Below are 22,551 nucleotides of genomic sequence, written 5' to 3'. Positions count from 1 at the left end.
AGGGGCGGGTCGATGACAAGCGGTTCGGCGGGCTCCGCCGGCCCCCGAGTGGGCCGGCGCCGCTCCACCACCCAGGACCACATCACCGACGTCGCGCTCGACCTGTTCGCGAACTTCGGGTTCGACTCGGTGAGCGTCGACGACGTCGCCCAGGCGTCGGGCATCGCGCGCCGAACCCTGTTCCGCTATTACCGATCGAAGAATGCGATCCCCTGGGGCGACTTCGACGCCCATCTGGAGCACTTCCGGGACCTGTTCGAACAGGCCGACGTGGCGGCGCCCGTCAGCGCGGCGCTTCGCTCAGCACTGCTGGCATTCAACACTTTTGACGATTCAGAGACCGAACGACACCGGCAGCGGATGCGGGTGATCCTGCAGACCGCCGAGCTGCAGGCCCACTCGATGACCATGTACGCCGGCTGGCGAGGGGTGGTCGCGGACTTCGTGGCCACCCGCACCGGCGGCAGGCCCAGCGATCTGGTCCCCCAGTCCGTCGCCTGGCTGATGCTCGGCGTGGCCCTGTCGGCCTATGAGTATTGGCTGGCCGACGAGGAGGTGTCGCTGCCCCAGGCACTCGGAGATGCCTTCGACGTCGTCGCGCACGGCCTCGATGATCTCGACAGCCAGTGATTTCGGCGCGCTTTCGTTCGCTCAGCGACGGAAAGCGCGCCGAAATCGCTCAGGATTCGGGCAGGACGTCGGAAATCGGAGCGCCGGAGGCGATCTTGGCGCGGGTCTTCATGACCTTGCCGGGCATCCCGCCCCCGACCACGCCGGCCACCACGCCGTCGCGCTCGTAGAACGCCAGGAATTTGCGTCCGTCGTCCTCGGCGATGTGCACGATATCGGTGGCTTCCGGCTCGCCCAGGCACTGGATCTTGACGTCGTACTGGTCGCTCCAGAAATACGGCACGACGATCACCGACGGCGCCTCCTGGCCCAGCATCGCCGGCACGATGACGCGAGCCTGCTCGGCGACATTGCTCCAATGCTCAACGCGGACTTGATGTCCGGTCGCATCGCGCCACGACGCGACGTCGCCCAGCGCCCAGACGTGCGGCGCGCTGGTGCGGCCCGCCTCGTTGCACACCACACCGTTGTCGAGGGCCACTCCGCTGCCCTCCAGCCAGTCGGTGGCCGGGCGCGACCCGATGCCGACGACAACCAGGTCGGCCGGCAGCTCACTGCCGTCGGACAGCACCACGCCTGTCACCTGCCCGTTGTCGCCGCGGACCTCGGCCACCCCGATACCGGTGCGCACGTCCACCCCCTCGGCGCGGTGCAATCGGGTGACCAGGTTTCCGACCTGCTCACCCAGCACCGAGGCCAGCGGGGCGGGTTGCGGCTCCACCAGGACCACGTCGACGCCGAGCTTGCGCAGGCTCGCCGCCACCTCGCAGCCGATGAAGCCGGCGCCGATGATCACCGCCTGGCGAGCCGACCCGGCATGAGCGCGCAGCGCCAACGCCTCATCGAGCGACCGCAGCACCCGAATGCCCTCCAGGTCGGGGAACGACGGGATGCGCTTGGGTACCAGTCCGGTCGCGATCACTAGCTCGTCGTAGCCCAGCACCGCACCGTCGGCCAGTGTCACGGTCTGAGCGGCGGTGTCCAGCGACGTGACCGCGCTGCCGAGTCGCATGGTGATGTCGTTCTCGGTGTAGAACTCGGCGGGTTTGAGCGTGACGTCGTCGAGGTCGGCGTGCAGCACGTCCTTGGACAGCGGCGGGCGGTCGTAGGGCAGGTGCACCTCGTCACTGACGATCGTGACCGGACCGGTGTAGCCCGACTTACGCAGCTGTTCGGCAGCTCGGGTGGCGGCCAGCCCGCCGCCGACGATGACGATGCCTTTTTCGGGGCCGTTTTCGCTCGTGCTCACGTGGTGTTCTTACACGATCGCACTCGCGAAGTGCGCGCCAGCCTGCCGTTACCAACCACTGGGTTGGCGGTCACGCCCGTGAACGATCGATCAGGTTGGACAACACCACGATGCTCTCGCTTCGTTCGATGTCGGCGCTGGACCGGATCCGCTCCAGCGCCGCCTCCAGATGGCGCATGTCGCGGGCGAGCACATGCAGGATGGCATCGGAGGTACCGGTCACGGTGGCCGCGCTGATGACCTCGGGAATGTCAATCCAGGCCGCGCGCAACTGATCTGGCGCGATAGTGCCGTGGCAGTACACCTGAACGTAGGCCTCGGTGTTCCACCCCAGCGCGCTGCGGTCGATGACCGTGGTGAACCCGCGGATCACACCGTTGTCCAGCATCCGGTCGACCCGGCGTTTCACCGCGGGGGCCGAGAGATTCACCCGCGCGCCGATCTCGGCGAACGTCGCGCGAGCGTGCTCGGCGAGCTCGGCCAGAATCCGCTCGTCGGTGTCGTCCAACCGGTCCATCGCCATCTCCCACTCTCTGCTTAACAGATCACCATCATCCCAAGCCTGGCGCAATAGATCGGCGGTCATAAAGCAATAGACATTGATTGATTGCGCCCAGATGGGCTTCTATCGTTATTTTTATGACGATATCTCCAGATGTCGCCGCCGAGTCAACGAGGACACCGCGCAGCCAGCGACTTCGCCACTACGCAATGACCCCACCGACGTTCTTCGCCGTCGAATACGCCATCAACCCGTGGATGGACACCAGCACAGCGGTCGATGTCGACCTCGCCATCGCCCAGTGGGAAAACCTGCGGGACACCTATCGCCGTCTGGGCCACACCGTGGACCTCGTCGAACCGGTTCCCGGCCTCCCGGACATGGTCTACGCCGCCAACGCCGGACTGATCATCAACGGTTCGGCGATCGTCGCCCGATTCAAGCACCCCGAGCGGCATGGCGAATCCGCCGCCTACGCGGCATGGATGGATCGGCTCGGCCACAAACCCGTCCCCACCCGCCACGTGAACGAGGGACAGGGCGATCTGCTGGTGGTGGGTTCAACAATCCTGGCCGGTACGGGTTTTCGCACTCACCCGCAGGCACATGCCGAGGTGGCCGCCATCACCGGAATGCCCGTGGTGTCACTGGAACTCATCGATCCGCGCTTCTACCACCTCGACACCGCGCTGACGGTGCTCGACGACACCACGATCGCCTACTACCCGCCGGCATTCACCGACGCCGCCCGGGCCCGGTTGGGCGCATTGTTCCCCGACGCCATCGAAGTGGCCAGCACCGATGCCTACGTGCTGGGCCTCAACGCGGTGTCCGACGGCAAGCACGTCGTGCACCCCGCCCAGGCCACCACCTTCGCCGAACAGCTCTACCAGGCCGGCTTCCATCCCATCGGCGTCGACCTGTCCGAACTTCTCAAGGGTGGTGGATCGGTGAAATGCTGCACACTGGAGGTGTTTTCATGACCATGGCCGCCACCGACCGGACATCGACCGAGGCCGCCATCGCGGTCGAGAGCGCCCACACCGCGCATAACTATTCGCCACTGCCGGTGGTGGCCGCCAGCGCCCGTGGGGCGTGGATCACCGACGTCGAAGGTCGCCGCTACCTGGACTGCCTGGCCGCCTATTCCGCCGTCAACTTCGGCCACCACAACGAGGAGATCATTGCCACCGCCCACCACCAGCTCGACGCGGTGACCCTGGTCAGCCGGGCATTCCACTCCGATCAACTCGGCCCGTTCTGCGCTGCGCTGGCCGGGCTGTGCGGCAAGGACATGGTGCTGCCCATGAACAGCGGGGCCGAAGCGGTGGAAAGCGGGCTGAAGATCGCCCGGAAATGGGGCACCGATACCAAGGGTGTCGCCGAGGGGATGGCCAACATCATTGTGGCCGACAACAACTTCCACGGCCGCACGATCAGTATCGTCAGCTTCTCCTCCGATGCCACCGCCCGCGGCGGCTTCGGTCCCTTCACCCCCGGATTCCGATCCGTGCCGTTCGGCGACGCCGACGCCGTCGCCGCCGCCATCGACGAAAACACCGTCGCGGTCCTCGTCGAACCCATCCAGGGCGAGGCCGGCATCATCGTCCCACCCGACGACTACCTGCCCCGGTTACGCACGTTGTGCACCCGGCACAACGTGCTGCTGATCGCCGACGAAATCCAATCCGGGCTGGCGCGCACCGGTCACACCTTCGCCTGCGATCACTGGGACGTGACACCGGATGTCTATCTGCTCGGCAAGGCTCTCGGCGGCGGCGTCGTTCCGCTGTCTGCGGTCGCCGCTGACCGCGACGTTCTCGGTGTGCTCAACCCCGGTGAGCACGGTTCCACCTTCGGGGGTAACCCGCTGGCCGCCGCCATCGGCTCGACCGTGGTCGACATCCTGCGCCGAGGTGAATTCCAGTCCCGCTCAGCCGAACTCGGGCTGCACCTGCACGCCCGGCTGCGGTCGCTGATCGGCCACGGTGTCCTCGCGGTCCGCGGGATGGGACTGTGGGCCGGAGTCGACATCGATACCCGGCTGGGAACCGGCAAACGGCTCAGCATGGCTCTGGCCGAACGCGGCGTGCTGGTCAAGGACACCCATGGTTCGACCTTGCGATTCGCCCCGCCGCTGGTGATCACGGCCGAGGAGATCGACTGGGCTGTTGACCACTTCGCGAGCGTACTGGCCGAGGCGGGCTCATAATCGGCTAAATCTCCCCCGACCCAGGAGACGCCCATGACGGCACCGTCGATCAATCTGACCGAGCAAATGCTGCGCCGACGGCCCGTCCTCGGCGCCCCGGTCGCGCACGGTGCCTCCAACCACCTGAAACGGACGATCGGCACATTCCAGCTGACCATGTTCGGCGTCGGCGCCACCGTGGGCACCGGCATTTTCTTCGTGCTGTCGGAGGCGGTTCCGGAGGCCGGCCCCGGCGTCGTCGTCTCGTTCATCATCGCCGGTATCGCGGCCGGGCTGGCAGCGATCTGTTATGCCGAACTGGCCTCGGCGGTGCCCGTCTCCGGGTCCACCTACTCCTACGCCTACACCACGCTCGGCGAGGTCGTGGCGATGGGCGTGGCCGCCTGCCTGCTGCTCGAATACGGGGTGTCCACCGCAGCGGTCGCCGTCGGCTGGAGTCAGTACGTCAACAAACTCTTGGACAACTTCTTCGGACACCCCTTGCCGCAAGCGATTTCGGCGGCACCATGGGCCAGCACACCGGGAATTGTGAACCTACCGGCGGTCGTGCTGGTCGTGATGTGCGCGTTGCTGCTGATTCGCGGAGCCAGCGAGTCGGCCACCGTCAACACGATCATGGTGCTGATCAAGCTCGGCGTGCTGGTGATGTTCGCGGTGATCGCGTTCACCGCTTTCGATGCCGACAACTTCGCCAACTTCGCACCGTTGGGCGTCGCCGGCATCGGGTCAGCCGCTGGCACCATCTTCTTCTCCTACATCGGCTTGGACGCCGTCTCCACCGCCGGCGACGAGGTCAAGAACCCCCAGAAGACCATGCCCCGCGCGATCCTGGCCGCGCTGATCACCGTGACGGCGGTCTACATCCTGGTCACCATCGCCGCCCTCGGGGCGCAGACTTGGACCGGTTTCGAGGGCCAGGAGGCCGGCCTGGCCACCATCCTGGACAACGTCACCGGCGGCCAGTACTGGGGCACGGTCCTGGCCGCAGGCGCGGTCATCTCGATCTTCTCGGTGACGCTGGTGACGTTGTACGGCCAGACCCGCATCCTGTTCGCGATGGGCCGCGACGGACTCCTGCCGTCGATGTTCGCCAAGGTCAACACGCGCAGCATGACACCGGTCAACAACACCATCATCGTGGCGATCGTGGTCAGCATCCTGGCCGGCGTCGTCCCGTTGGACTATCTGGCGGACATGGTGTCGATCGGCACCCTGGTGGCGTTCATCGTCGTCTCGGTCGGAGTGATCATCCTCCGGGTGCGCGAACCCGACCTGCCACGCGGTTTCAAGGTGCCCGGCTATCCCGTGACACCGGTCCTCTCGGTGTTGGCCTGCGGCTACATTCTCTACAGCCTGCACTGGTACACCTGGATCGCGTTCTCCTCCTGGGTCGCGGTGGTGCTGGTGTTCTACTTCATCTGGGGCCGCCACCACAGCGCGCTCAACAGTGGTGGCGTGGCCGCCGGTACCCCACCGGAAGTCGAGGACGTCGAGATGGTCAAGCCACCCCAGGACGCGTCATGACGGTCGTCGCCGGCTATCTGGCGGGCAAGAGCGGGACCGCGCCGCTGACCCTGGCCCTCGGTGCCGCGCGCACCCTGCACACGTCGCTGACCGTGGCGACCATCGTGCCCAAGCCGTGGACCACACCGTCTCCGGCCCGCATCGACGCCGAATACGCCGCCTGGGCAGACCAACTCGCCAGCGACTCCGCCAAGGAGGCAAAGCGCTACCTGACCAGCCTGGCCTCCGGCGTCGAGATCGCCTACCACAGCCATGCGCACCGCTCGGTGTCCGGCGGACTCGTCGAGGTGGTCGAGGAACTCGACGCCGAACTGCTGGTGCTGGGCTCGTCGGCCAACGGCCAGCTCGGTCAGGTCGTCGTCGGGTCCACCGCCGACCGGCTGCTGCACTCGGCGCCCATCCCGGTGGCGATAGCCCCCCGCGGCTACCGGTCGGCCCGCACGCCGGTGCTGACCCGGATCACCTGTGGCTACCCGGGCACGTCGGAGTCGGTCCATGTGGTCAAGCGAGTCGCCGACCTGGCCGAGCGGTTCGATGTACCACTACGGGTGATCACCTTTGCGGTGCGTGGTCGCACGATGTATCCACCGGAAGTAGGTCTGCACGCCGAGGATTCGATCCTGGCCGCCTGGGAGGCGCACGCCCGCGAGATGCTCGCCAAGCTGCGCACCGACGGCGTGGTGGGCGATGACGCGCTGCTTCAGGTTGTCAGCGGCAACGGCTGGGATCAGGCCCTCGACGCCGCCGAATGGGAGGACGGCGAAGTGTTGGCGCTGGGCACCTCGCCGCGCGGCGACATCGCCCGGGTGTTCCTGGGTTCACGTGGCTCGAAGATCATGCGGCACAGCCCCGTTCCGGTGCTGGTGCTGCCCGGCTGAGCCGGACTGAGCCCGATGTAGCCACTCCTCAGCGCCTCGCTACGCTGCGGCGCATCGTCATGCCTAGTACTTCATCACGCCGCGGTCGACGCTGATCTGCGAGCCGGACAGTGTCGCCGAGTTGTCACCGGCCAACCACACCACGACGTCGGCAACCTCGTCGACACTCATGAAATCGGACCGCTTGCCGGTCGCGCTCTGGCCCACCGGGAGGTAGGGCATCGGGGCGAAGCCGTGCAGATAGCTGGGGTGGGCGGCGAAAACGCCCATCATGGCATCATTTTCGGTCATCGGAGTGGCCACCGAGTACGGATGAATCGAGTTGACCCGGATGCCGTACTCACCGGCCTCCAGGGCAAGGGAATTCGTCAGCGCGGTCAGCCCGTGCTTGGACGCGGCGTAATGGCTGTTTCCCGGGGTGGCCTTGAGGCCCGCTGACGAACTCACCACGATGATCGAACCGCCATTGCCCGCATCGATCATCGCCGGGACCACCGCGCGCAGCGTGCGCCAGGTACCGGTGAGGTTGACGTCGATCACGGTGTTCCACTGCTCGTCGGTCAGCTCCCACAGCCGGCCCCAGGACAGCACGCCGGCATTGGCGACCAGGACGTCGAGCCGGCCGAACTGCTCGACACCGTCGGCCACCAGTTGGCGCAGAGCGGCGTCATCGCGAACGTCGACCTCGCGGGCCAGCACCTTGCGCCCCTGGGCTTCCACCAACCGCACCGTCTCGGCGAGGTCTTCGGGGGTCGTGCCCGGATAGGGAATGGTGTCGCTGACGGTGGCGCAGACGTCGGAAATGATGACGTCGGCGCCCTCGCTGGCGAGCCGCACCGCGTGGGCGCGACCCTGGCCGCGGGCGGCACCGGTCACGAACGCCACTCGTCCCTCAAGCGTCCCCGACGATGGTGTCATCATTGGTCCTTTCGCTCAGCTCAGGTCAGGCTAGCAAGCCAACTGGAACGTGTTCTAAGAACCCGTCCACACCTCGGCCATGGCGACCGGGCGGTTCAATATTCGACTGGGTGGCGGATGATCGGGCAGGTCATGCAGTGACACCACCGCGCCAACGTCCCGGCGGATGGCGACGCCATCGGTAGCTCCTTCTAGAGGTCGGACAGAATCTGCTGCCGCTTAGCGGTGTACTCGGCCTCCGTTATCGAACCCGTGGCACGCAACGTCTCGAGCTCCTGCAGCCGCTGCGCAGTCGAGACTTGCGGCATAGTCGGCGGCACGTACGGTGGCGGAGCGGGCGGGCTCGGCGCCGCAGCAGGCGCCGCCGGCGCGGCGGCGGCCGAGCGGCGGACGACATCCATCACCTGTTGGCGCACAACCGGATTGGACCGGATATCGATGGTGCCGTTCATCGGAACGTTGTTGGCCCGCAGAATCTGCAGGATCTCCATCAACGGTCCGGCCTGGCCCCGCAGGTCGTAGGTCTTGTTATCCTCGGCCAGGGTGAACTGTGCGGGTACCGTGCCCGCAATCAAAGCGCTGGCGTTCCAGTCGATTTCGTACTTCTGCGTGCCAGGCTCGACGAGCGCGACCAATTTGTGGGCGTTGAGGATCTGCATACGTGCCGGACTGGACGCCATCGTTTCCTGGGCGTCGAATCCCGGATGCCCGGGCACGTCGAAGTGGAGGTTCACCTTGATCATCTGCTGATCGTTGACAAACCAGGAAGTGTCCGAGATCCCGGTGATATGGGCCAGCACCAACACACCGCGCTGGGCGAGTTCCTCATGCCGGGCCGCCGACTTGGTGCCGGCGTTGGTCAGCCAGAGTGCGACGAGCACATCGCCGGCCGTGATGAGCAGACCGACCCAGAACATCCAGTTGAGGTAGGGCCGCGCCATCGGGCCGAGGGCGAAGTAGACGATCAGGAAGATCGGACCGACCAAGCCGCCGAACAGCAGCACTGTCAATTGCGCTTTGAGATACCGCCCCAACATTTGCCATGTCCCCTCTACGACCCGCAATGTCGGGACTCAGACTAGCCCCGTCGGCCCAGCTACCGAACCCAATAAAGACGCTGCCGGTGGCCCCGTCAGGGCGCCTGCACCAGGCGGTCGAGGGCTGGTAGCTGCGGGGTCAGCCGGGCGATGAAGCCCTCGAGTCCGTTCTGTGGGCTCGGTTCTCCGGCCACCGCTGTGGCCGTCGCCGCCGATGTCGACGCGGGGTGCGGTGTACGCGCCCTCGGCGACGTGTGCTCATGGTCGACGCTGGCGGCGCTGACCATCAACACCGACACGACGATTCCGGTGAGGACGACCACCAGTCCCGCACCGCCGATCAGAATCGACGGTGGGTACGCCTTTGGCTGGAAATCGTCGTCGTCCACCTGCCCACCCCGTTGTGAGATGCCGAAGCGTAACACCCTGACCGGCGGCGAACGGCGCAAACGAAAGCGGCGCCCACCCGTAGGTGAGCGCCGCTTCGCGGTACTGCGTTGAACTCTCAGATCACTTGATGATCTTGGTAACCCGGCCGGCGCCGACGGTACGGCCACCCTCGCGGATCGCGAAGCGCAGGCCCTCGTCCATGGCGACGGGCTGGATCAGCTTGACGGAGATGTCGGTGTTGTCACCGGGCATCACCATCTCGGTGCCCTCGGGCAGGGTCACGACGCCGGTCACGTCCGTGGTGCGGAAGTAGAACTGCGGACGGTAGTTGTTGAAGAACGGCGTGTGCCGACCGCCCTCGTCCTTGGACAGGATGTAGACGCTGCCCTCGAACTCGGTGTGCGGGGTGGTGGTGCCGGGCTTCACGACGACCTGGCCGCGCTCGACGTCCTCACGCTTGACGCCACGAACCAGCAGACCGACGTTGTCACCGGCCTGGCCCTGGTCGAGCAGCTTGCGGAACATCTCCACACCGGTGACCGTGGTCTTGGTGGTGGTGGGGCGGATGCCGACGATCTCGACTTCCTCGTTCACGTTGATCACGCCGCGCTCGACACGACCGGTGACCACGGTGCCGCGGCCGGTGATCGTGAAGACATCCTCGACGGGCATCAGGAACGGCTTGTCGGTGTCGCGGACCGGGTCCGGGATCGACTCGTCGACGGCGTCCATCAGATCCTCGACGGACTTGACCCAGGTCGGGTCACCCTCGAGAGCCTTCAGCGCGGACACCTTGATGACCGGGGCTTCCTCGTCGAACTCCTGGGCGGCCAGCAGCTCGCGGACCTCCATCTCGACGAGCTCGAGAAGCTCCTCGTCGTCGACCATGTCGGCCTTGTTCAGCGCCACCAGGATGTAGGGGACACCGACCTGGCGGGCCAGCAGCACGTGCTCGCGGGTCTGCGGCATCGGACCGTCGGTGGCGGCGACCACCAGGATCGCGCCGTCCATCTGGGCGGCACCGGTGATCATGTTCTTGATGTAGTCAGCGTGGCCGGGGGCGTCGACGTGCGCGTAGTGACGCTTCTCGGTCTGGTACTCCACGTGGGAGATGTTGATGGTGATACCGCGCTGACGCTCCTCGGGCGCATTGTCGATCTGGTCGAATGCGCGCGACTCGTTCAACTCGGGGTACTTGTCGTGCAGAACCTTGGTGATTGCTGCAGTCAGCGTGGTCTTGCCGTGGTCAACGTGACCGATGGTCCCGATGTTGACGTGCGGCTTCGTCCGCTCGAACTTCGCCTTCGCCACTTCTGTGTCCTCCTGGACTTGTTGGTGCTTGGGTTAAGCAGATGTGCTGGAAAGAAACTGTTTTCAGTTGTGTGGTCCGCCAAGCCGGGCGAGCCTACTGGCCCGTGGCTTTGGCGATGATCTCCTTCGACACGTTCGCCGGAACCTCGGCGTACGAGTCGAACACCATGGAGTAGTTAGCCCGGCCCTGTGTCTTCGACCGGAGGTCGCCGACATAGCCGAACATCTCCGACAGCGGCACCTGCGCCTTGACGACGCGCGCACCGCTGCGCTCCTCCATGGCCTGGATCTGACCACGGCGGGAGTTCAGGTCACCGATCACGTCACCCATGTAGTCCTCGGGGGTGGTGACCTCAACGGCCATGATCGGTTCCAGGATGACCGGCTGCGCCATCGCGGCGGCCTTTTTCAGAACCTGGGAACCGGCGATCTTGAAGGCCATTTCCGACGAGTCGACGTCGTGGTAGGCACCGTCGAGAAGCACGACCTTCAGGTTCACCAGCGGGTAGCCGGCCAGCACGCCGTACTGCATGGCGTCCTGCGCACCGGCATCCACCGACGGGATGTACTCACGCGGGATGCGGCCACCGGTGACCTTGTTCTCGAATTCATAGGTCGCACCGTCCTCGCCGACGAACGGCTCGAGGTTGATGATGACCTTCGCGAACTGGCCCGAACCACCGGTCTGCTTCTTGTGGGTGAATTCGACGTTGGTGGCCGGGCGCTTGATGGTCTCCTTGTAGGCCACCTGCGGCTTGCCGACGTTGGCCTCGACCTTGAACTCGCGGCGCATCCGGTCCACCAGGATGTCCAGGTGCAGCTCGCCCATACCGCCGATGACGGTCTGGCCGGTCTCCTGATCCAGGTGCACCTTGAAGGTCGGATCCTCCTCGGCGAGCTTCTGGATCGAGAGGCTCAGCTTCTCCTGGTCACTCTTGGTCTTGGGCTCGATGGCGACCTCGATAACCGGGTCGGGGAAGGTCATCGACTCCAGCACCACCTGGTCGTTGGGGTCGCTCAGGGTGTCACCGGTCGTGGTGTCCTTGAGGCCGATCACCGCGTAGATGTGTCCGGCCGACGCCGTGTCCACCGGGTTCTCCTTGTTGGAGTGCATCTGGAACAGCTTGCCCAGCCGCTCCTTCTTGCCCTTGGTGGCGTTGATGACCTGCGAGCCGGAGTCGACCTTGCCCGAGTACACCCGGACGTAGGTCAGCTTGCCGAAGAACGGGTGCGTGGCGACCTTGAACGCCAGACCGGAGAACGGCTCGTCGGTGGACGGCTTGCGGATGACCTCGACATCCTCCTTGCCCGGCGCGTGGCCGACGGCCGCGGGCACGTCGAGCGGCGAGGGCAAGTAGTCGATGACCGCATCCAGCATGGGCTGCACGCCCTTGTTCTTGAACGCGCTGCCGCACAGCACCGGGTACGCCTCGGAGCTGATCGTCAGCTTGCGGATGGCGCCCTTGATCTCCTCGACGGTGAGTTCCTCGCCACCGAAGTACTTCTCCAGCAGGGCCTCGTCGGTCTCGGCGACCGCCTCGAGCAGCTTGGTGCGGTACTCGTCGGCCTTCTCCTGAAGATCGGCCGGGATCTCGACGACGTCGTACTTCTCGCCGAGCTTGGCTTCGGCGCTCCACACCTTGGCCTTCATCTCGACCAGGTCGACGACACCGGCGAAATCGCCCTCGGCGCCGATCGGGATCTGGATCGGGATGACGTTGGCACCCAGGCGGTCTTCCATCGTCTTCACCGAGAAGTAGAAGTCCGCGCCGATCTTGTCCATCTTGTTGACGAAGCAGATACGCGGAACGTCGTACTTGTCGGCCTGCCGCCAGACCTGCTCGGACTGCGGCTCCACACCCTCTTTGCCGTCGAACACGGCAACGGCACCGTCGAGCACGCGCAACGAACGCTCCACCTCGACGGTGAAGTCGACGTGGCCGGGGGTGTCGATGATGTTGATCTGGTTGCCGTTCCAGAAGCAGGTGGTCGCGGCCGAGGTGATGGTGATACCCCGCTCCTGCTCCTGCTCCATCCAGTCCATCGTGGCGGCACCGTCGTGCACCTCACCGATTTTGTAGCTGATACCGGTGTAGTAGAGGATGCGCTCGGTCGTCGTCGTCTTGCCGGCATCGATGTGCGCCATGATGCCGATGTTGCGGACCTTGTTCAGGTCGGTCAGCACGTCCTGTGCCACGGCTAGATTCCCACTCTTTCGCTTCTCAATTCGGTGTAGTCAATGGCCACCGCCCGCAGCCTCTTCGCTGCCGCCGGCGACTCGCAATCACCAGCGGTAGTGCGCGAAGGCCCGGTTCGCCTCGGCCATCTTGTGGGTGTCCTCACGCCGCTTCACGGCGGCACCCAGGCCATTGCTGGCGTCGAGGATCTCGTTGGCCAGCCGCTCGATCATGGTCTTCTCCCGGCGCGCCTTCGAAAAGCTCACCAGCCAGCGCAGAGCCAGCGTGGTCGAACGATCGGGACGCACCTCGACGGGAACCTGATAGGTGGCACCACCGACACGTCGGCTGCGCACCTCGAGGGCGGGCTTGACGTTGTCCAGGGCGCGCTTGAGGGTGACGACCGGATCGGTGCCGGTCTTGTCACGAGCCTGTTCGAGCGCACCGTAGACGATGCGTTCCGCCAGGGATTTCTTCCCATCCAGCAGAACTTTGTTGACCAGCTGAGTGACCAACTGCGACCCGTAGACGGGGTCGTTGACGAGAGGACGTTTGGGAGCGGGGCCCTTGCGCGGCATCAGCTCTTCTCCTTCTTCGCGCCGTAGCGGCTGCGGGCCTGCTTGCGGTTCTTGACACCCTGGGTGTCCAGCGAACCGCGGATGATCTTGTAACGAACGCCGGGCAAGTCCTTCACACGACCGCCGCGCACCAGCACCATGGAGTGCTCCTGCAGGTTGTGGCCCTCGCCGGGGATATAGGCGGTGACCTCGACCTGGCTGGTCAGCTTCACGCGAGCGACCTTGCGAAGGGCCGAGTTCGGCTTCTTCGGCGTGGTCGTGTACACGCGCGTGCACACGCCGCGTCGCTGCGGGCTGCCCTTGAGGGCCGCGGTCTTCACCTTGGCGATCTTGTCGCGGCGACCCTTGCGGACCAGCTGCTGAATGGTTGGCATTACCGGCTTTCTTCTCTCGTTCGTCTTTCGGTGGTTCTCAAGTCTCTGTACTGCAGTTTCAGCCCCGCCGCGTACCCCGCTGCCGGGCGTGTCGCACGCACTGCGCACCGGCTTGATCCGATGCATACTGGACATGCGAATTGGCCCGGCGTGCGCGCATGCGCTCCCGCTTGCGCCCCTGTCGGCCAGGCACGAGTTTCCACGATACCAGGCGCGGCACGCCCCTCCAAACTCGGTGTACGGCGCCTTACTGCAGGTCAACGTGTGAATGCCGGCACCGGTTCCCGACAGCCCGCCGCTTGGGGCGCGGTGACGGGGTCAGCTGTGTGTTCCGGTGCGCCGCGCCATCCCCGCGGCCAGCCGCAGCACCATGTCGGAGAACACGGCGTCGGTGTCGACGGTTTCCATCACGCCGGTCATCTCCAACAGCACGAACCCGTGCAACGCCGCCCAGAATTCCAGCGAGGCGTAGAACGCATCGTCGCCGTCCAGGCCGTAGGACGTCAGCACCTTGATGACCGGGGCCGCAGCGGCGTGCGATGCGGCGGTGAACTCGGGGTCGTCACCACCCAGCGGCATCCGGGTGAACGCCGAATAGCGCCCGGGGTGGTGGTGGGCATAGCTGCGGTAGGCGCTGGCCATCGCCATCACGGCGTCGTCGCGGGTACGGCCCTGCCCCACGGTGGACAACATCTGCAAGATGTCGTCGATGACGTGCATCCGAACGGTTCGGCGCAGGTCGTCCAGACTGTGCACGTGGTTGTACAGCGACGGGCCCTTGGTGCCCAGCTGGGTGGCCAGGGCGTTGATGGTCAGGCCGTCCCAGCCCTCGCGGTCGAGGAAGGTCAGTGCCGCGTTGACGATGACCTCGCGGCTGAGTTTGGCCGACCTCGCCGACGGCCGACTGCCGGCGCGCGGTCGACCACCCGCCGCGTCCGGTTCCGGCTCAAATGTCATCACGAGGCCTTTCAATATGGATCGACGAAGAACTCTAGTTGACCGACCGGCCGCCACGTAGGTACCAGCTCGGGTTGGGGATGAAGAGGGCACGCCGATGAGCTGGGCACACCGCTGCGGATCCAGCGCACCGCGACCGGGTAGCGCCCGGCCGTGACCACCCAGGGGTCGTCGAACACCGGTATCGCCGATAACGTCGTCAACGACAGTTGGGAATGACGAACCGGATCGACCGCGTTCCGGCGTAGCGCAAAGGACGTGATCGATGCACTCCCCCACCCTCATCGCTGGGATCAGCGTGCTCGCCGCACTCACCCTGGCAGGCTGCGGATCCACCAGCAAGGAGAACAACCCCCCGACGGCCACGGCCGGAGAGTCGGGAGCCCAGGTGGAAGTAGGCAACACCATCAATTACGGCTCGTTCGGCACTACCGCCGAGATCGATTGCGCCGACGGGAAGTCACTCAACGTCGGCGGCTCGAATAACACCCTGACGGTCAAGGGCACATGCGCGTCGGTCAACATCGGCGGCGCGGACAACAAGATCACCTTCGACAAGATCGACAAGGAACTCTCCGTCGTCGGTTTGAACAACACCGTCACCTACACGGGCGATCCCAAGGTCAACAACCTCGGCTCGGGTAACACCCTCAACAAGAGCTGACCGGCTCCGGGCCGGCGTGCATGGCCCGGGATCAGGCCTTCGAACCGTGCCGGCCCGCGCCCTCGGCGAACCTCGCGGCCCCGGCCAGCGACTCGGCGGCCACCCGCGACAGGCTGCCGAACTCGAAGTCCAAGGCCTCGGCCTCGGCCTGCCCCCACTGATGCAGCATCGACATCCGATCCGAACGCAGACACAGCTGCGGTAGCTGCGCCAACTCGGCGGCCAATTCCTCGGCGGCGCGCCGGGCCTCGCCGTTGGGCACCACCCGGTTCGCCAGCCCGATGGCGAGCGCCTCGTCGGCGTCGACGGCGCGGCCGGTCAGGATCAGATCCATCGCCCGGCTGTGCCCGATGAGCCGGGGCAGGCGCACCGTGCCGCCGTCGATCAGCGGCACTCCCCAGCGTCGGCAGAACACGCCGAACACCGCGTCCTTCTCGGCAACCCGCAAATCGCACCACAACGCCAACTCGAGACCGCCGGCCACGGCGTAGCCACTCACCGCCGCGATCACCGGCTTGGACAACACCATGCGGCTAGGTCCCATGGGGCCCATGGCCGCAGGGTCGTCGACATCAGACCCCACTCGGGGCCGATGGAGCGGGTTGGCATCGGGTGTTGCCATCGCTTTCAGATCGGCTCCGGCGCAGAACGTTCCATGATCGCCCCAGAGGACGGCCACCGACGCCGACTCGTCGCGGTCAAACTCGTCGAACGCAGCGAACAGCGCCCTCGCGGTCGGGCCGTCGACCGCGTTGCGGGCATGCGGGCGGTCGAGGATCACCGTCGTGACAGGCCCGCTTTTCTCCACCCGTACTGATTCCCGGGTCGCTTCGCTCCTGCCCGCCGAACCCGTCATTTCGCCTCCACCAGTCGTCCCTCGTCCCGCCGCACGACCAGTTCGGCGGCGAAGTCTGCGTAGGCCCGTCGGAGTGCGGCGCCCGGCCAACCGGCCGGCAGCAGTTCCTCGGGCAGTACCGGATCGGTGAGCAGATGCCGCACGATGCCGGCGGCCGCGCGGAACCGCCCTGGAACATCACCGGCGGCGGCGATGTCGTCCAGCAGTCGATCGCCGGTGCGCGCCCATCCGGGCAGATCCCACAGACACCGCGCCAGCTCGGCTGGGTCGTCGTCGCGCGCATGCAGCACCCGCACTCGGCCGGCGACCTCGGCGGGCAGTTCGTCGTCGAGATTGCCCGGACGTAGCCAGACACCTTCCCTGAGTTCGCCGAACCGCTTGATCTGCAATGCGTTTCGCAGTGCCGCTCGCGCCCGGGCATCCATACCGACTGCCGTGATGATCACCGTGATCCAGCTGCCGTCCCACTCGCGGGTCCGCGGGTGCAGCGCGTCGTCCTGGCGGCGTTGACGGGTCAGCAGTCGGTCGGACAGCCGGTACCCGTCATCGGAACGCACCAGGTCGCCGGCGGCGACCATGCGGGTCAACGCCACTCGCAGCGTTTGCTCCCGGATGCCGAAATCCGACGTCAGTCGCAGCATTTCGGCCGAAGTGGCCCACGCCGGGTGGGCTCCGAGCAGCACGCTCAGCACCACCGACCGCGCGGTCATCTTCGACAGCGTCTGCGGCACCTCATACCCCCGACGCGCGGCGCCCGTGATCGCCGAACGGCTCGTCGCGGTGACGTACCGCCTCACGGAACCCCTGTGCGCGGGCATCGGCGACGAACGCGTGCCCCTCAGGGGTATGCCGGGCAATACCGTCGAACACGGTGCTGACCATCCGACTTGTCGCCACGCCCTGTTGGTACAGCGCGGTGTTCATCGCCAGCTTCACCATGATCAGCTGGTTGACCGGGACCGCGGCGATGCGCTCGACGAGCCGCTCGGTGCGCTCGTCGAGATCGGCCGCATCGGGCGCCTCGATCGCCAGACCCCACTCCGCGGCCTGCGCACCGGTTATGCAATCACCGGTCAGCAGAAGGCGTTTGGCTCGCTGATCACCGAGACGGTGCGCCCACAGACCTGCGGCGGGCACCCCCCACACGCGGGTGGGGGGATAGCCGATCTTGGCGTCGGCGGCGGCGATCACCTGATCGGCGTGCAGCGCGATGTCCGTGCCACCGGCCACGCAATACCCGTGGATCTTGACCACTGTCGGCTTGTCGGCGTGCATCAGGCTGGAGAAGCCGCGCACGAACCGACTCATCATCTGGTAGTCGATCATCGGATCCCACGGCTGGTCCGGGCGGTGATTGACCGCTTGCGTCTTCCCATCGAGCACGGTTCCCTCGCGGTTTCCACCGCCTGCCGAGGAGGAGCCGTCGGCGTAGGCACCCAGGTCGAACCCGGCACAAAAGCCGTCGCCGCGGCCGGAAACGAGGATCACGTGAACATTGGGGTCCAGGTCGGCTCGTTCGACCAACGCCGCCAGTTCCAACGGGGTGTCGGCAACGATGGCGTTACCTTTTTCCGGACGGTTGAAGGTGATGCGGGCGACCCGATCGGTGACCTCGTAGGTCATCGTCTTCAGGTCGGTCACCCCTTCACCAGGCAGCGTTCGAGGATCGGCGCGAGATCGAGCCCGGCCGGCAGCGTGCCGAAAGCACCGCCCCAGTTGCCGGCCATCCGGGTGGCCAGGAAGGCCTCGGCGACCGCGGGATGGCCGTGGCGGACCAGCAGCGAACCCTGCAGCGCGAGGGCGATGTCCTCGGCGACCTTACGGGCCCGGTACTCGACGGCGTCGAGGTCGCCCAGCTCCGCGCGCAATCCGGCAACGTGGGTATCCAGGCGGACATCCTGACCCGCGGTGCCGGCGAGTTCGTCGAACAAGACATCGACGCATTCGGGCCGGGTTGCCATGGCCCGCAACGTGTCCAGCGCACTGACGTTGCCCGAGCCCTCCCAGATGCCCATCAGCGGCGCCTCCCGGTAGAGCCGAGGCATACCAGACTCTTCGGCATAACCGTTGCCGCCCAGGCATTCCATCGCCTCGGCGGCGTGCGGAGTGGCGCGCTTGCACACCCAGTACTTGGCGGCAGCCAGGCCGATCCGGCGCAACAACGTCTCCCGCTCGTCACCCCGAACAGCGGCGTCGGTGGCGCCGGCCATCCGCATCGCGATGATGGTGGCCGCCTCGGCCTCGACCGCGAGATCGGCCAGCACGTTACGCATCAGCGGCTGGTCGATCAGATAGGCGCCGAACGCCTTTCGGTGCTGGGCGTGGTGCACGGCCCGGGTCAGCCCGCTGCGCATGCTGGTGGCGCTGCCCAGCGTGCAGTCCAGTCGGGTGAGGTTGACCATCTCGATGATGGTGGGCACCCCACGGCCCTCCTCGCCGACCAGCCATGCCACGGCACCGTCGTATTCGACCTCGCTGGAGGCGTTGGCGTGATTGCCGAGCTTGTCCTTGAGGCGCTGCAGGAACATCCGGTTGCGGGTGCCGTCGGGAAGCACGCGCGGCAACATGAAACAACTCAGGCCGCCGGGTGCTTGGGCCAGCACCAGGAAGATGTCGCTCATCGCCGCGGAGGTGAACCACTTGTGGCCGGTGAGGCGGTAGCTGCCGTCGCCATTGGGAACGGCTTGGGTGGTGCCGGCCCGGACATCGGACCCGCCCTGCTTCTCGGTCATCGACATCCCCGCGGTGATCCCCGCCTTGGTGGTGGGCACCAACAGGTCGGGGTCGTAGACACGACTGGTCAGCAGCGGCTCGTAGACCTTGGCGAGCTCGGGGTTGTGACGTAGCGCGGGCACAACGGCGTAGGTCATCGAGATCGGGCAGATGTGGCCGGGCTCGGGAGTCCACACCCCCATCTTGGCCGCGCGAACCACGTGGGCGCCCGGGCGCTCGTCGGCCCACGGGGCGGCATGCACGCCATGGGCGATCGCCGTGCGCATCAGCTCGTGGTATGCGGGGTCGTACTCGATCTCGTCGACGCGGTAGCCATAGCGATCATGGGTGTGCAGGATCGGCTGATTGCGATCGGCCAGGTCGCCCCAGCGCTGAGCCTGCGCGCTGCCCGAGAGCGCGCCGAGTTCGGTGACCTCCTCGAGGCCCCACTGACCGCCCTCCCGAATAAGCGCTTCGATCAGCACCGGGGAACTCGCGGGATTGTGATCCACCAGCGGCGGAACCTGATTGGTGACGACATGCGTGTCCGACATGCCTCTTATATTACATTTTTCCGACAATCGCACAAGATGCGTAATATGGCAGGCTGGAACGCGTGAATTCGAACTCTGTCGTCCACGCCGCCGCGTTGTGGCTCGAGCACGAGCCGGTGGGAAATGACCAGTCCGTCAGTGGTGAGCCGCAGACCGGGATCGCCGAACTAGGTGAGTTCGGCGGCCTACAGGCCGGGGTGTGGGAGATGACGCCCGGCGTCATGCGCGATGTCGAGGCCGAGGAGTTGTTCGTGGTGCTCTCCGGAGCCGCCACCGTCGAATTCGACGACGGCAGCCCGGCACTGACGCTGGGGCCCGGCGACGTGGTGCGTCTGACGCAGGGCGCCAAGACCGTGTGGACGGTGACCGAGACGCTGCGCAAGGTGTACCTGAGCTAGGTCAGTCCGGTTGTCGCGGTCCACACATGCCGGAACTTCCCACTGCGCTGATGTCGCCGCGGGGGTTGCGCACCCTGTTCGATCGCAACGCCGGGGATCGCCTGCGAGGCGAAGAACCGCAACAAAGCGGCCCGGATGAGGGGCCACGTAGTCTCACGGTCGGCGTCGGCAAGCACGTCGAAGCGAATCTCGACAGTCGACGGGCCTATTCGGATGATCTGGCACCGCCGCACCCCAGGCACCCCTTCGACCACAGTCGTCAACGCAAGCGGAAAAAGCGGCACCTGACGGCCGTCCGCGTCGGTGAACCACAGGACCTCACCCTGGCGGCCTCGAATCTCGAGCACGGGAAACGCACTGCCACACGAACACCGATCCGTATGCAGCCCGACGCTGTCGCCGAGGTCGTAGCGAATCAGCGGCTGGATGCGATTTCCCAAGTGCGTCAACAACACGGTGTCACCAATCTGGCCGGGGCGCACCGGACTGTGGGTCTTGTCCACCGGCTCCAACACGAACCAGTCTGCGTTGAGGTGCAGGCTTCCGCGGTGGCACTCAACGGCAAGCGGGACGGCCTCAGTTGCGCCGTACATCTCACGCACGACGCACCCGAAGACGTCCCGTAACGCCCGCTTGGCGTCGACCGAGATCGGCTCGCCGCTGGCGGCGATCATCGCGGGCGTGATCGCCAGCCGTCCGTCGCGCTGGGCCCGTCCCAGTTCGACCAGCACGGTCGAATAGCCCGTGATGAACGCCGGCCGGAAGGCATTCAACCCGGCGACGACGTCGTCAATCGGCTGGCCGGGCGAGAACATCCGGAGTCGCTCTCGAAGGAATCGGGACTCCCGCCGGATCAGCTCGAAACCGGATGCACCGGCGAAATGCCCTCCGGTTACCGCGATCTCGGCCCCCCGTAGGTTGTTGCGGATCAGCCGGGCAAGCATCCTCGGGTTCAGCAGAGCAGGAGTGGTCCACCGATCCGGGACCGTGCCGACCAGGATGAGTGACAGGTCATCCTGGACGAACACTCCCGGCTCGCCCGTGGTACCCGAGGTGGTCCACACCGGATATCGGCCCAGATGGCGCCGACCGATGTTGGTGCCCTCGGCAAGGAAGTCGCTGACGCCTGACCAGCTGACTGCCGGGTCGGTGACGACGTCGTCGAAGTTCGCCATCAACATCGGCTTGGTGACCACCGGAAGTGCCTCGAGTTCATCGGGCAGGTCCGCGTACAGGTCCCGATAGAAGCGAGAATGCTCGCGCGCGAAGGACAACAGGTCACTGAGCCGTCGCTCCTGACGGGCTCGTATCGAGTCCTCCGTCGCCCATTTGGCCCGCCAGATGTCCCGCTCGACCTTCCGGCGCTCGCCGCGTCTCAATCCTGCTACCATCGGTCGGCCTCAATCGGGATGGTCGGCGAAGAAGTCCCACAGCCGCTTCGTGGCGAACGACGGCGACTCGTACCCTCCCCCGGCGCCGGACACGGGTCGAGCTGAGTCGCCGCGCCCGGCCCGATAGCCGCGAAAACCGCACTGTTGCAAGCTAATTTATAGGCCATCACGAACTTGGCGGAGTCGGCGAACTGGTTCCAGCCGTACGCCCATCCGGCCTGTGCCGCACAGCCCGTCCAGCCGTGCAGCATCACGACCAATGACGCCGCCGACGCCGCGCCCGACGGCGCGCAGGCCGAGAGCAGCAAGACGGCCCCCAGCAACGCGACTCGGCGGGCTGACACAGCTAGCCCAGGTGTTCGCGGAGAAAGGCGATATCGTCTTTCCGGCCCTCGTCGGCCGTCTCACAGATCACCGGTGCATCCGCGGCATGGACCACCGCGACGAGTAGCTGTGGATCAATCTGTCCCGCACCGAAATTGGCGTGCCGATCGGCTCCGGAACCCTTGGCGTCCCGCGAGTCGTTGCAGTGCACCAGGTCGATGCGTCCGGTGATGGCTCTTACCCGCTCGACGGCGTCGATCAACTCCTCACCGGCCGCCCAGGCATGGCAGGTGTCCAGACAAAAGCCAATGCCGGTGTCGGCGATGCGCTCCCAGAGCCGTGCGATGGTGTCGAAATGGCGGGCCATCGCATGGTCGCCGCCGGCGGTGTTCTCCAGATACACCGGAACGTCGGTTTCCAGCTGCGCCAGGGCTTTCGCCCAACGCTCGAAGCCGGCCTCCATGTCGTCGTCGTCAGCGTGGCCTCCGTGCACGATCACCGCGGTCGCGTCGATCTCGGCGGCGGCATCGCAGGTGTCCTGCAGGATCTTGCGCGACGGTATGCGGACCCGGTTGTTCGCCGACGCCACATTGATCAGGTACGGGGCATGCACATACAGCGGAATACGCGACGCCTTGAGCGTCTCGGCGTCGTCACGCGGCTTGGGCTTCTTCCAGCTCTGCGGGTTGCCGAGGAAGAACTGGACGACCTCGGCGCCGTCAGCTGCGGCGGACGCCAGCGGATCGTCGGTGTGGACATGGGAACCGATCAGCACGAGCCCAGTCTAGGCGCGCCCACCTTCTGCGGCGAGCAATAGCTCCTATGTCAAGCCGCGGCTGATTGCGGTGCTTGGTGGCGGGTGTTGTGGTCGGTGAGTAGAGCACGGTAGACGGCGCGAGCGATGTGGCGTTTGAC

At 66.1% G+C, this 22,551-nt stretch carries 23 protein-coding genes; 7 read left to right on the top strand and 16 right to left on the bottom strand.

The genetic code is table 11. The features are described from left to right. Positions 1-12 precede the first annotated feature (12 nt). Positions 13-630: a mycofactocin system transcriptional regulator gene (mftR, locus tag ORI27_RS30445; RefSeq protein ID WP_266000877.1), complete on the top strand. Its 618-nt coding sequence runs from the start codon at positions 13-15 to the stop codon at positions 628-630. A 49-nt stretch (positions 631-679) separates the two neighbouring features. Here mftR and ORI27_RS30440 read toward each other — a convergent pair whose 3' ends face one another. Together ORI27_RS30440 and ORI27_RS30435 are read right to left on the bottom strand one after the other, a co-directional pair. Continuing rightward, a complete protein-coding gene (locus ORI27_RS30440) occupies positions 680-1,879 on the bottom strand; it encodes an NAD(P)/FAD-dependent oxidoreductase (protein ID WP_266000878.1) in 1,200 nt (399 codons plus the stop codon). Between the two features lie 70 nt (positions 1,880-1,949). Beyond that, a complete protein-coding gene (locus ORI27_RS30435) occupies positions 1,950-2,396 on the bottom strand; it encodes an Lrp/AsnC family transcriptional regulator (protein WP_266000879.1) in 447 nt (148 codons plus the stop codon). A 122-nt stretch (positions 2,397-2,518) separates the two neighbouring features. On the opposite strand from ORI27_RS30435, the gene ddaH reads away from it, so the two are divergent. Genes ddaH through ORI27_RS30415 form a run of 4 tightly spaced genes read left to right on the top strand, consistent with a single transcriptional unit; the run spans position 2,519 to position 6,995 of the window. Then, positions 2,519-3,364 (top strand): dimethylargininase, encoded by an 846-nt coding sequence (gene ddaH, locus ORI27_RS30430; protein ID WP_266000880.1) that lies wholly within the window; start codon positions 2,519-2,521, stop codon positions 3,362-3,364. A gap of 2 nt (positions 3,365-3,366) precedes the next feature. Continuing rightward, positions 3,367-4,593 (top strand): ornithine--oxo-acid transaminase, encoded by a 1,227-nt coding sequence (gene rocD, locus ORI27_RS30425; protein WP_266000899.1) that lies wholly within the window; start codon positions 3,367-3,369, stop codon positions 4,591-4,593. A gap of 33 nt (positions 4,594-4,626) precedes the next feature. Next, positions 4,627-6,117 (top strand): amino acid permease, encoded by a 1,491-nt coding sequence (locus ORI27_RS30420; RefSeq protein ID WP_266000881.1) that lies wholly within the window; start codon positions 4,627-4,629, stop codon positions 6,115-6,117. Then, a complete protein-coding gene (locus ORI27_RS30415; protein WP_266000882.1) occupies positions 6,114-6,995 on the top strand; it encodes a universal stress protein in 882 nt (293 codons plus the stop codon). Before ORI27_RS30420 ends, ORI27_RS30415 begins: the two co-directional genes overlap by 4 nt. 63 nt (positions 6,996-7,058) lie before the next feature. On the opposite strand, the gene ORI27_RS30410 is transcribed toward ORI27_RS30415, so the two are convergent. The 8 genes from ORI27_RS30410 to ORI27_RS30375 form a co-directional block, all read right to left on the bottom strand. Continuing rightward, complete coding sequence (locus ORI27_RS30410) at positions 7,059-7,913, bottom strand: mycofactocin-coupled SDR family oxidoreductase (protein WP_266000883.1); 855 nt, start codon at positions 7,911-7,913, stop codon at positions 7,059-7,061. 191 nt (positions 7,914-8,104) lie between these two features. Beyond that, on the bottom strand, positions 8,105-8,950 hold the full coding sequence (locus ORI27_RS30405) for an SHOCT domain-containing protein (RefSeq protein WP_266000884.1): 846 nt from the start codon (positions 8,948-8,950) through the stop codon (positions 8,105-8,107). 95 nt (positions 8,951-9,045) lie between these two features. Then, a complete protein-coding gene (locus ORI27_RS30400) occupies positions 9,046-9,339 on the bottom strand; it encodes a hypothetical protein (RefSeq protein ID WP_266000885.1) in 294 nt (97 codons plus the stop codon). 121 nt (positions 9,340-9,460) lie between these two features. Further along, positions 9,461-10,651 (bottom strand): elongation factor Tu, encoded by a 1,191-nt coding sequence (gene tuf / locus ORI27_RS30395; RefSeq protein ID WP_266000886.1) that lies wholly within the window; start codon positions 10,649-10,651, stop codon positions 9,461-9,463. A gap of 94 nt (positions 10,652-10,745) precedes the next feature. Further along, positions 10,746-12,848: an elongation factor G gene (gene fusA, locus ORI27_RS30390; RefSeq protein WP_266000887.1), complete on the bottom strand. Its 2,103-nt coding sequence runs from the start codon at positions 12,846-12,848 to the stop codon at positions 10,746-10,748. 87 nt (positions 12,849-12,935) lie between these two features. After that, positions 12,936-13,406 carry a 30S ribosomal protein S7 gene (gene rpsG / locus ORI27_RS30385; protein WP_003881868.1) on the bottom strand — a complete coding sequence of 157 codons (471 nt, stop codon included), beginning with the start codon at positions 13,404-13,406 and terminating at the stop codon, positions 12,936-12,938. Continuing rightward, the gene (gene rpsL / locus ORI27_RS30380) at positions 13,406-13,780 is read right to left on the bottom strand and encodes a 30S ribosomal protein S12 (RefSeq protein ID WP_007167812.1); all 375 of its coding nucleotides are present in this window, start codon (positions 13,778-13,780) and stop codon (positions 13,406-13,408) included. Before rpsL ends, rpsG begins: the two co-directional genes overlap by 1 nt. 318 nt (positions 13,781-14,098) lie before the next feature. Further along, complete coding sequence (locus tag ORI27_RS30375) at positions 14,099-14,737, bottom strand: TetR/AcrR family transcriptional regulator (RefSeq protein ID WP_266000889.1); 639 nt, start codon at positions 14,735-14,737, stop codon at positions 14,099-14,101. 265 nt (positions 14,738-15,002) lie between these two features. Here ORI27_RS30375 and ORI27_RS30370 point away from each other — a divergent pair, with 265 nt between their 5' ends. Beyond that, positions 15,003-15,401 carry a DUF3060 domain-containing protein gene (locus ORI27_RS30370; RefSeq protein WP_266000891.1) on the top strand — a complete coding sequence of 133 codons (399 nt, stop codon included), beginning with the start codon at positions 15,003-15,005 and terminating at the stop codon, positions 15,399-15,401. Positions 15,402-15,432: 31 nt separating this feature from the next. On the opposite strand, the gene ORI27_RS30365 is transcribed toward ORI27_RS30370, so the two are convergent. From ORI27_RS30365 to ORI27_RS30350, 4 genes are read right to left on the bottom strand one after another with little or no spacing between them, the layout of a single operon-like run. Then, entirely contained in the window at positions 15,433-16,257 is an 825-nt protein-coding gene (locus ORI27_RS30365; protein ID WP_266000892.1) for a crotonase/enoyl-CoA hydratase family protein, read from the bottom strand. Beyond that, complete coding sequence (locus ORI27_RS30360; protein WP_266000893.1) at positions 16,254-16,967, bottom strand: PaaX family transcriptional regulator C-terminal domain-containing protein; 714 nt, start codon at positions 16,965-16,967, stop codon at positions 16,254-16,256. Before ORI27_RS30360 ends, ORI27_RS30365 begins: the two co-directional genes overlap by 4 nt. 22 nt (positions 16,968-16,989) lie before the next feature. After that, the gene (locus tag ORI27_RS30355) at positions 16,990-17,880 is read right to left on the bottom strand and encodes a crotonase/enoyl-CoA hydratase family protein (protein WP_266000900.1); all 891 of its coding nucleotides are present in this window, start codon (positions 17,878-17,880) and stop codon (positions 16,990-16,992) included. Between the two features lie 14 nt (positions 17,881-17,894). Beyond that, on the bottom strand, positions 17,895-19,523 hold the full coding sequence (locus ORI27_RS30350) for an acyl-CoA dehydrogenase family protein (protein WP_266000894.1): 1,629 nt from the start codon (positions 19,521-19,523) through the stop codon (positions 17,895-17,897). Between the two features lie 62 nt (positions 19,524-19,585). On the opposite strand from ORI27_RS30350, the gene ORI27_RS30345 reads away from it, so the two are divergent. Further along, on the top strand, positions 19,586-19,921 hold the full coding sequence (locus ORI27_RS30345) for a cupin domain-containing protein (RefSeq protein ID WP_266000895.1): 336 nt from the start codon (positions 19,586-19,588) through the stop codon (positions 19,919-19,921). Here the strand turns inward: ORI27_RS30345 and ORI27_RS30340 are convergent. Together ORI27_RS30340 and ORI27_RS30335 are read right to left on the bottom strand one after the other, a co-directional pair. Then, on the bottom strand, positions 19,918-21,300 hold the full coding sequence (locus tag ORI27_RS30340; RefSeq protein WP_266000896.1) for a phenylacetate--CoA ligase family protein: 1,383 nt from the start codon (positions 21,298-21,300) through the stop codon (positions 19,918-19,920). The genes ORI27_RS30345 and ORI27_RS30340 overlap by 4 nt on opposite strands. 358 nt (positions 21,301-21,658) lie before the next feature. Beyond that, complete coding sequence (locus ORI27_RS30335) at positions 21,659-22,411, bottom strand: deoxyribonuclease IV (protein ID WP_266000897.1); 753 nt, start codon at positions 22,409-22,411, stop codon at positions 21,659-21,661. Between the last annotated feature and the right edge of the window lie 140 nt (positions 22,412-22,551).

It is taken from the genome of Mycobacterium pinniadriaticum (assembly GCF_026242045.1).
Lineage (GTDB): Bacteria > Actinomycetota > Actinomycetes > Mycobacteriales > Mycobacteriaceae > Mycobacterium > Mycobacterium pinniadriaticum.
This window is presented reverse-complemented; position numbering and strand designations above follow the sequence as displayed.